A 9476-nucleotide genomic window follows, 5' to 3' on the forward strand; every position below is an offset into this window, starting at 1 on the left:
GCCAAATGAATTACATGAGGGTGGGGGACGAACCATTCCATCCAAAACTTAGGTCGCACTCCTCGCGGATGCCGTGCGAGGTCGGAAAGAAACCGCTATTTTGTGTCGCTGTGAAGAGACAAGCCCGCGTGATGGACGCTCCCAGGGAACAAGCATGACGGAATCACCCAAACACAATCAGTCACTGACCTATTGGATTGCGGGTGCGATTGTGGCGGCGATCGCGGTTGCACTGAGCGTCCCGGAAATCGCGGTTCACTTCGAAATCGGCGGCGAGCTTTTTCTACGTGCGTTGAAAATGATCGTCGTTCCGCTGGTCTTCACATCGGTGATGTGCGGCGTGCTGGGGCTTGGCGACGTCCGGCAATTGGGGCGACCAGGCGCGGCCGCGGTGGGGTACTACCTCTGCACAACCGTCTTGGCCGTCATCATCGGATTGATCGTGGTAAACGTCATTCGACCGGGTGACGGAACGGTTGATCCCGCGGTTCTGGAAAAGTTCGCCCAGGGAGCCGAACTTCCCAACGGGCAAACCGAAGCACCGGGCATGGGCGTCGTGCTGGAGAACTTGGCATTGATGCTGATCACCGACAACTTGTTCGCTGCCGCAGCGGACACACAGTTGTTGCCAATCATCGTCTTCACGATCGCAATCGGAGCTTTGATGACAACCATGATGGATCGCGTTCGCTCGATCGCGACCCTGGTCACGGAAGCGAATGATCTCCTCCTGCGATTCGTCATGGCTCTGATGAAAGTCGCACCGATCGGGATCTTTTGTTTGGTGGCCGCCCGATTTGGCAAGGCCCAAGCGGAGGGCCGCTTCTACGAGGAGATCAGCCAAATCGGCTGGTACTTCGCCGCCGTCATCATCGGGCTCGCGATCCATGGCTTTGTGGTCCTTCCGCTGATTTACTACGTCGTGACCAAAAAGAATCCCTATCACTACATGGGGGCAATGAGCCAAGCGTTGCTGACCGCGTTCTCAACGGCCAGCTCGTCTGCGACTTTGCCAGTCACATTGGAATGCGCCGAATCGGCTGGAGTCTCCAAACGCTCGACCGAGTTCGTGATTCCACTGGGAGCGACGATCAACATGGACGGCACTGCTTTGTACGAAGCCGCCGCGGCGATCTTCATCGCGCAAGCCATCGGGTTTGATCTCACGCTATCGGATCAGTTGATCGTCGCGGTCACGGCAACGTTGGCTGCGATTGGGGCAGCGGGCATCCCAGAAGCCGGGCTGGTCACGATGCTGATTGTCCTGGGAGCGGTCGGATTGCCACTGGAGTACCTGGGACTGATCCTGGCCGTTGACTGGCTGCTCGATCGCTTTCGAACCGCGGTCAATGTGCTGGGTGACAGCGTCGGCGCGGCGGTTGTGGGGACAACGATTCCCGAAACCGAACCCACAACGACGACGTAGAGTCCGCTGCGACTTTGCGTCTACCCTCCGTCGGGAACTCAAGCTTCACGCGACCTTTATATTCGCGGGCGATTCAGGCCAGTCATGGTCTTTTGCCTTCCATCCGCCGTATAATCTTGGCATGAGCGGTCAATGGTTCGTCTTAGTTGGTTTCCGGCACAGTGTGGTCCCCGGCTGGGGGCGATCGCTTTGGTGCTTGGTGGTCGCATTCCTCTGCATACTTTGCGCCCGGTCAGGATGGGCACAAACGAGCGCGACGCCTGATACCGGTGTACTGATCGATGTTCCGTCGCCGTTAACCGCTCGCGATGTTGATCGTATTTTGGCCCGGCTGTCTCAAATCGCCGTCACGTCCAAACGAGGTGACGCGTCCGATAGCGGCCGAACCACAGTGGTTATGCGACTGCGAGAGTCCGGCTCCAACGAACGAACCGACACCGGCAGACCGCCTGAGAATCAACCGGCAAACGAGAGCGACGGAACCTCCTTCACTCGAGCGACCGCGTTCGAGGATGCTCTCAAGATCGCGCGTGCTATTTCCAGCGCTGACCTCAAACGTGTCCGAGTCGTCGCCTGGGTCGATGGAGCGGTCAGCGGTCATGACGTGCTACTGCCGCTCGCCTCCGAAACGATTTTGGTTTCATCCGCCGGTTCAATCGGCGACGCCGGCCGGTTCGAGCCTCAGCTGGATGACACAATCGGCGTCCTGTACCAGTCCATCGCTCGACGACGAGCCTTGATCCCTACTGAGCTGGTCGATGGTTTAGTCGACTCCAGTCTTGAAGTCGCAAAGGTCAACTTGATCGATGACGAATCGAGCTTCCTATCAGGCGACTCGCTGCTGGCTGCCCGATCCGACGGGCGAGTCGTGTCCGAAACCACCTTGGCGAACGCCGGTGAACCGCTCGTGCTAGACGCGAACCAACTTCGGCAAATCCGTGCCGCTGCAGCAGTCGTTGATTCGGAGGCAACCGTTTCAGACTGGCTGGAACTGAAGGAATTGCAAAGTGACGATCCACGTTCGGTCGACCAAGCGGTTGGACGATTGGTCCGAATCACTGGCAACATCACCGGATCCCGAGTCCGCCGGTGGAAGAGCAACTTGGCGGCTTCGATCGATTCACCGGACGTGAATACATGGCTGGTCGCCATCGATTCTCCCGGTGGCAACTTAAATCGCAGCGCATCGCTCGCCGCAACATTGGCTGATCCCGGCATCGCGATCCAGGCCGTCGGTGGCTGGGTGACTGGTGAAGCCCGGGGCGACGCAGCCTTGATCGCTTTGGCCTGCCAACCCCTGCTGATGTCGCCCGAAGCGACGATCGGCGGCAGCGGTGCAGATGCGATGTCGCCTGAGGATGTGCGACGGCAATCAGAATTGATTGACATGGTTGCTGAATCAACCGGGCGCAGCGCCGCACTGATTCGCGGAATGCTGGATCCTTCCCTTTCCGTGCATCGATACGTCCACCGTCGATCGGGACGTGTCCGATACGCCACGTCTGAACAGATTCGCCAAGAGACAAACGAAGACGAATCTAGCGATTGGCAGCGGATGGAAAAGATCGAACTCGGGTCTGGACTGAACGCTGCTCAAGCCATCGAACTTGGGCTGGCCGAGGCAACCTCCGAATCACTTCAAATAGCTGCCGCGTCAGTGGGATTGAACGAGGTTCCGCCGGAACTATCCGACCGTGGAATCGTCCGCTGGGTCGAACGACTCGGAGGCCAAACCGGTCTCGCCATGTCGCTGCTTGTGATTGGCTTCATGATGCTGTCAATCGAAGCGAGCGCCCCCGGACTAGGCCTTCCCGGCTTCATTTCCCTGGTCTGTTTCGCATTCTTTTTCTGGATCAAATACCTCGCGGGGACCGCCGAATGGGCCGAACTTCTCGCGTTTGGACTGGGGTTAGCTTGCATCGGCATCGAGATTTTTGTACTGCCCGGATTCGGAGTCTTCGGAGTCGGCGGCCTGATTTTGACAGCGATCGGCGTGATGCTGATGAGCCAAACGTTTGTGATTCCGCAGAACGCCTACCAGCTCGGTGAGCTCACACGAGGCCTTTGGGTCGCACTGGGTGGGCTCGGCGGATGCGTTCTCGGCATGATTCTGGTGCGGATGTATCTGCCTCAAGCCGCCCTCGCCACGGGACTTTCGATGGGTGTGCCCGAGGCGAACCTGGATGAATCTGAACGCTTGGCCCACTACGACGATCTGATGGGACAAACTGGCAAAGCGACCACGCCACTGCGTCCGAGCGGCAAGGCGCAATTTGGCGAGAGAATCGTGCCAGTTGTCAGCGACGCCACCGCGATTGACGCCGGCCAATCCATTCGCGTGATCCAAGTCCTTGGAAATCGAATCACCGTCGAGGCGGTGGATTGATGCCGATTCTGTATACGATCGGCCTGCTGGTGATCTTCTTCACGCTGGCCATCGCCGAAATCCTGGTCCCGAGCGCAGGCTTGCTCGGGCTGTTCGCTGTCGCTGCGGCAATCACAGCTGTGCTGATCGCATTCACCGTCAGCCTGAACTTCGCCCTAGCAGTGATTTTGGCCCTGCTGGTGCTGACACCGATCCTGCTCAGCATCGTCCTGCGACTCTGGCCCCAAACAGCGATTGGCAAAGAAATCCTGAACCGGCGGTCAAGCGACTCGAGAAGCACCACGCCAACAGCAACAGCCCCCGACGGCACACCGCTAGTTGACTTGGTTGGCTGCTACGGAGTCGCAGCATCGAACCTGTTACCAGCCGGCAGGATCATCGTCGACGGCCACAAGGTCGACGCCGTCAGCACGGGAATGCCAATCGACAGCGGAGATCCCATCAAAGTCGTCCGAGTCCAATCCGGCAAACTGCAGGTGCGACTAGCAGCCTCGGAGGAAAGCCAAGATCCACCCCCCACCGAAACACCAGAACCAATTCTCCCGACCCGTTCTCCCGACTCCGCAATAACCCTCGACGAAGTCAATCTTGACGACCTGGATATTTAGATTGGCAGAGTATCTCAAGCAGGCTCTCAACTCGCAGTACGACACAGCTATAAAAAAACGGCATCCGAAGATACCGTTTCCTTTGAACTAGCTGAGAATGAGACAATCAGTTCTCTTCGTCATTGTGAACATACTCTGGGAATGGGACATTGCTGCTCTTCCCGCGAGGTGTCAACAGAGCCTGATAAACTCGGTAGTCGATGGAATCTGAGATGAAACGCGTTCCCCCATCAGCCATAGCTGCATTCACACCGTCCGTGTGAGCCGACGATGGACGAGCAATTTGCGCGGCGTTTGCGGCTGTCATCTGCAAGTTAAAGATTTCGTCTGAGACAGAAGTGCCGCCACCGTTGATCTTGTAGAAACCGACAACGGCATTTGGAACCTGGGGACCAGCGTTGCCATTCTTGTTCCAAAAAGACGCCAAAGCCGCATCGGAGTTTTTCGGATCTGCATAGTGCCAAACCATTCCATGGACATAACGAGCATTCTCAACTACGAAAACGACGTCTTTATGTGCCGGATCGGCGAGCGTCACATTACTTGCATTGATGAAACCGGCACGACTCCATGGAAGAGCTTGAACACTCTCAGCAAACAACATCGTGTTCCCGGCTCCGTCCTTGAAGTCATCCAGCCGCACTCTTGGTCCTTCAGATTCGTGAACGCCGTCCCCGCGTGAATTCACGCTGGTGACGTTGTATTTGCAGTTGAAGACACCGTTGGCCCGGTTTTGCGATTCAGCAAAAACGCTGGAACCCGATGGAGCACTGAGGAAGTTGGACGGCCCAGTGCTGTGGCACAACCCATTGTTTGAGATGTAGCTATTCTTCGCAAAATCGCCAACCGCAACCGGGTTGCTCGGACATTGCATTACCGCCAAGTTTGGTGCAGCCAAAGAGTGGAAACCATCTCCCGATGCACCACTGGTCGCTTCGTGCTCAGCACCAGAGACGTTCGTGTGCAAAATTGGGTAGCGATCTTCGCTCCAATGCTCGTAGGTTGGTTGGGCATCCAACCAAGGGAGAAGTGCAACTGCCCAAGTGCCAATTTTCATGTGTGGGGCCAGTGCGGCACCGGAGTTGCTCGGGTCCGACGGATCGATGTAACTATCGTGACGTCCGAAACTTTGGACGTACCCCGGCATTTCACCTTTCGTATTCTCATACTGGATCGCCGCCAAGGACAAGTTCTTGATTTGCGTGCTGCACTGGTTTCGCCGAGCTGTTTCTCGGGCCGTGTTAACAGCGGGGATGAGCAGGCCCATCAAGATGCCGATGATGGTGATCACCACCAGCAATTCAACGAGAGTGAAACCGGATGGTTTGGTTTTCATGGCGGTGTCCATAGGCGAAGAGATAAGAGACGACGCGATCCGGCAGTCGCCGGTCTGTTCGATCGCTAGCGACACTATTATTCCAAGCCACGACGGGAATTGCAACTCAGAACCCCCTTCCCATCGCTCGAGTGGGGTATTAACGCACCATCTCGTGCGGACTGGCGGAACTTTGCGGTCGAACGCAACGCACATGAGTGCCTTTCTGGCAGATCGAACGGCAATCGGCCAACGAATTGCCGCGGATCCGCTGCCCCCCAACTGCGAGACGTTCTCAAAACGACTGCTACGACAACAACAAACTGGCGCAGAAAGTGTGGTGGTTGAACGAAGATTAATGGCGGAGAACGACAGAAAATCGCCATTGGTCGATCTTGTTTGCAAGCAATCCCGAGCTGGACATTTTGGCGGATCGTCAATGACCGAGATCGACCACACCGCCAGAAAACCAAATATCGAAGCAAAAACTCAGACACGCAAACGCGCGATCGAGTAAGAACTGCGAAAGAAACACCGACTAGCCGATGTTCCAAATCACAGTGGAAGTTGAACGACCGCCACATTCCACTTCGGACAAACGGAACTAGAAACCGCCCTGATCGACGGCCGCTTTCAATTCTCGCTTCAAGATTTCATCGATTGGTTTGCGTGCGAACGTCTGGTCAGCCAGCTTCTCACGATCACCGATCAACTTCGCTCGTTGGACCACTTCGCGAATATTTTCGGCCGCAAGCGGTTGCTTCAGCACACGGCCGAGCGGATGAGTCGTGTCGACTTGGGTTGTTGGCAACAACACATCATTGACATCAATCACCGTTGCCTTGCCAAGCTCAATCGCACGCCGCAACCTAGAAATCTGTTTCAGCGCATCGTCGCGTTCTTCGTCATCAAAATTTTCTTTGACGAACGAGTCGATCACGTCCAGCTCGCCGTACTGCGGGATTGGTAAACGCACCAAACGCTGCATCACCGCGGACGCTTTTTCCTGCGGGTAGTCATCCGCTCGCATTTCTTTGATCGTCGATTCCAACTGAGCGATGACCGACTTCTTCTCGTCCGGCGGCAAGAGGCTCTGTTCAATCACGTCGACGTAGCCAACCAACGTACGGATCGCGACTTCCGTGCGTTTTTGAAACAACACCCACGTCGTGACGCCACAAAACACAAATGACACGATTCCCATGAGCAACGTGCAAGCAACCACGATGGGCATGCACCCCGGCTCTTGTTGCTCCGGAGTGCTGCTCTGAGGTTTCGAGTCGCCGGCGGACGTCGAATCGGGATCGGCACCAGCTGCGGTCAACTCCGGTGCTGGTTCGTTTTCATCGTTGGCCGAGCTCACAGATTGAATTCGATCTTCAGGATTTTGAACTTCAACTTGCCTGCTGGCACGTCGACTTCAGCCGTCTCGCCGACTTTCTTGCCAACCAAGCCCTGACCAAACGGACTGGTGACGAGAATCTTGCCGCTGTCGTAATCTTCATCGCCGGCGCCAACCAAAGTGAATTGTTCTTCGTCGCCATAGGCAACGTCTTCCACCGTGACCGTGCAACCAAACACGACTTCATCCTTGGGCAACGACGAGACGTCGATGATCGACGCGCGAGCGATCTTGTCACGCAGCTCGTTGATCTTCGCCATCAACATGCCTTGGTTCTCACGCTGGGCGTGATATTCCGCGTTCTCTTTCAAGTCACCTTCTTCACGAGCTTCCGCGATCTTTTGGACGATCATGGGCATCTCTTCGTTTTCCATGCGATTGATCTCGGCCTTGATCTTGTTGTAGCCCTCTCGGGTCATTGGTACCGATTCAACCATTGTCGCGATCCTACATGTGTTTGGCTGGAGACATAAAAAAAGAAACCTTCCCCGAGGGAAAGGTTCGTTCGCAAACCGCAATTGTCGACCAGTCAGATTGAAAAGTCCAGTCCCAGGACCGAATCGACCGGCGATGGTGGGCTCCGTTCCAAAGCCGACCAAACATTCATTTCAACCGATTCAAAAGCAACGATCCGCCGGGGCGATCCGAACCGGTCGCAAACCAAGCCACCGACCGCAAGCCACTTTCTTAACGCTAGTCGCTGAATCGATGAAAGCTCTCATTCTGTCGCTCGGGACTTGGCTGCGTCAGATCACGATCATCCAAGTACTCGACCGGCGCATCACCAGGGTCACCTTCATGCGGCAATCCAATCTCCTCATTCATCCAGCGTCCCAGATCGACCAACTGACATCGCTTGGAACAAAACGGCATCGCCGGCGTCTCATCCGATAGAAAACGGCGGCCGCATGTTGGGCAATTGATTTTGACGGGCGGTTCCATGCAAGGCTCCTCAGTCGGTTCAGTTGGTCAAGCAGCGCAATTTCTGCGACGCACTCAGTAATCTCGCGGTGGAAAAAGCCTCCTCCCGCAGGAGGGCTTGCTACAATCGTCCTGGTCGCATGCGATCGAGACTTTGGCACGCGAATTTCGCTGCACTTGTTTGCTGTAGACAGGATTCGATCGAGTCAATCGTTCGCCCGCAACGCCGCTGTCAATCAAACTGGCTTTCCCACGTCCTTTCGTCAAGCTCGCCCGATGCAATCCGAATGCCATCGCCGCCTCCAAACGAGCAACCGCCCCTGCCAATCGGCACATGCGTTGAACTCAATTGAGATACGGCCTGGCCGACCGTCGGCATGGGTGACATTGGCCTGTGCCGTTTTCCTAGCGACGCTCGGCACAGCCCCATCGCCGGCCCAGGAAGCACCGAGTCAGGAACCCACGAACCAGGAAGCCAACGAGACCAATGACCAAACCGCCGACACGCCGCGAGTGACTCGTTACTCCGCCAGTGTCGAAGCCAAGGCGGAAAAAATCCTTCACGAAGCCGGACTGCGTCGCAGCGGCAAGTCATTGATCGCGAATGAATCAGCTGAGATCGCTCGGGCGATGACCGCTTTGATCAAACAACGACGCGAATTGGTTCTGCAACAAAAGGAACTCGACGCGGTGCTGGGCCAGGTCCAGCAGATCAACGACCAAATCCGAGCCTCGGAGAACCAAGACGCTGAACTGAATCTGCAATTGGCACGCGTCGCGGGAAACGACGTTGGGTCAAACAATCGAATCGTCGCGTTGATCAACGCCAACCGAACTCGCGTCAGCCAACTTCGATCGCAACGAACCAAGACACAAGAACGCGCCAACGAGCATCGATCCTCGCTCAATACCAAACAAGCAGACTATGCGGAATCCGTTTTCCAAATCCGCCAAGACCTGGACGCGTTGCGGACGGTGCTCGCGAAAACGCTGGAAGATCCCAAAGTCAAAATCGCGGTCCAAGTCATGAACGCGAACCAGAGCGTTCCCGCATCCATCTCCGCCGAAGACATTTTGCAGACGATCGAACTACGACTTGCAAAGATCGAGCAAGAAGTTTTCTCTGAATCGATCCCGTTGGAAATCGAACGCAACGGTTCGCTTTATGTGACCGCCAGCGTCAACAACCAACCCATTCGCATGATCGTCGACAGCGGTGCGACGCTGGTGACATTGACCGCCGAAGCAGCCAAGGAACTCAAAGTCGAAATCCCGACCGACGCACCGCTCCTGCGTTTGGTGATGGCCAACGGTGATGAAATCTCTGCCAAACGAGTCAAACTGGATTCCGTTCGAGTCGGCCAGTTCGAAGCCAAAGACGTCTCGTGTGCGGTCCTGGAGCCCATCGCCGCGCGAGC

The 9476-nt window shown here is 56.2% G+C and carries 8 protein-coding genes; 4 read left to right on the top strand and 4 right to left on the bottom strand.

Annotated features, from left to right (window positions below; all coding sequences use genetic code 11):
* The first annotated feature begins 154 nt into the window (after positions 1-154).
* The 3 genes from B2R17_RS21880 to B2R17_RS21890 all read left to right on the top strand — a co-directional run bounded on the left by B2R17_RS21880 (position 155) and on the right by B2R17_RS21890 (position 4420).
* Positions 155-1426 carry a dicarboxylate/amino acid:cation symporter gene (locus B2R17_RS21880; protein WP_008668958.1) on the top strand — a complete coding sequence of 424 codons (1272 nt, stop codon included), beginning with the start codon at positions 155-157 and terminating at the stop codon, positions 1424-1426.
* Between the two features lie 121 nt (positions 1427-1547).
* Positions 1548-3812, top strand: a complete 2265-nt coding sequence (locus B2R17_RS21885; RefSeq protein WP_286765666.1) for an NfeD family protein — start codon at positions 1548-1550, stop codon at positions 3810-3812.
* The gene (locus B2R17_RS21890) at positions 3812-4420 is read left to right on the top strand and encodes an NfeD family protein (RefSeq protein WP_286765667.1); all 609 of its coding nucleotides are present in this window, start codon (positions 3812-3814) and stop codon (positions 4418-4420) included. Before B2R17_RS21885 ends, B2R17_RS21890 begins: the two co-directional genes overlap by 1 nt.
* Positions 4421-4526: 106 nt before the next feature.
* On the opposite strand, the gene B2R17_RS21895 is transcribed toward B2R17_RS21890, so the two are convergent.
* The 4 genes from B2R17_RS21895 to B2R17_RS21910 all read right to left on the bottom strand — a co-directional run bounded on the left by B2R17_RS21895 (position 4527) and on the right by B2R17_RS21910 (position 8079).
* Complete coding sequence (locus B2R17_RS21895) at positions 4527-5768, bottom strand: DUF1559 domain-containing protein (RefSeq protein ID WP_286765822.1); 1242 nt, start codon at positions 5766-5768, stop codon at positions 4527-4529.
* Positions 5769-6339: 571 nt separating this feature from the next.
* The gene (locus tag B2R17_RS21900; protein WP_286765668.1) at positions 6340-7098 is read right to left on the bottom strand and encodes a hypothetical protein; all 759 of its coding nucleotides are present in this window, start codon (positions 7096-7098) and stop codon (positions 6340-6342) included.
* Positions 7095-7574 (bottom strand): transcription elongation factor GreA, encoded by a 480-nt coding sequence (gene greA, locus B2R17_RS21905; RefSeq protein WP_007339475.1) that lies wholly within the window; start codon positions 7572-7574, stop codon positions 7095-7097. Before greA ends, B2R17_RS21900 begins: the two co-directional genes overlap by 4 nt.
* 256 nt (positions 7575-7830) lie before the next feature.
* A complete protein-coding gene (locus B2R17_RS21910) occupies positions 7831-8079 on the bottom strand; it encodes a DNA gyrase inhibitor YacG (RefSeq protein WP_008655834.1) in 249 nt (82 codons plus the stop codon).
* A gap of 318 nt (positions 8080-8397) precedes the next feature.
* On the opposite strand from B2R17_RS21910, the gene B2R17_RS21915 reads away from it, so the two are divergent.
* Positions 8398-9476: retropepsin-like aspartic protease family protein (locus B2R17_RS21915; protein ID WP_414707389.1), on the top strand; the 1079-nt coding region annotated here is incomplete at its 3' end.

This window comes from Rhodopirellula sp. UBA1907, from assembly GCF_002337565.1.
Lineage (GTDB): Bacteria > Planctomycetota > Planctomycetia > Pirellulales > Pirellulaceae > Rhodopirellula > Rhodopirellula europaea.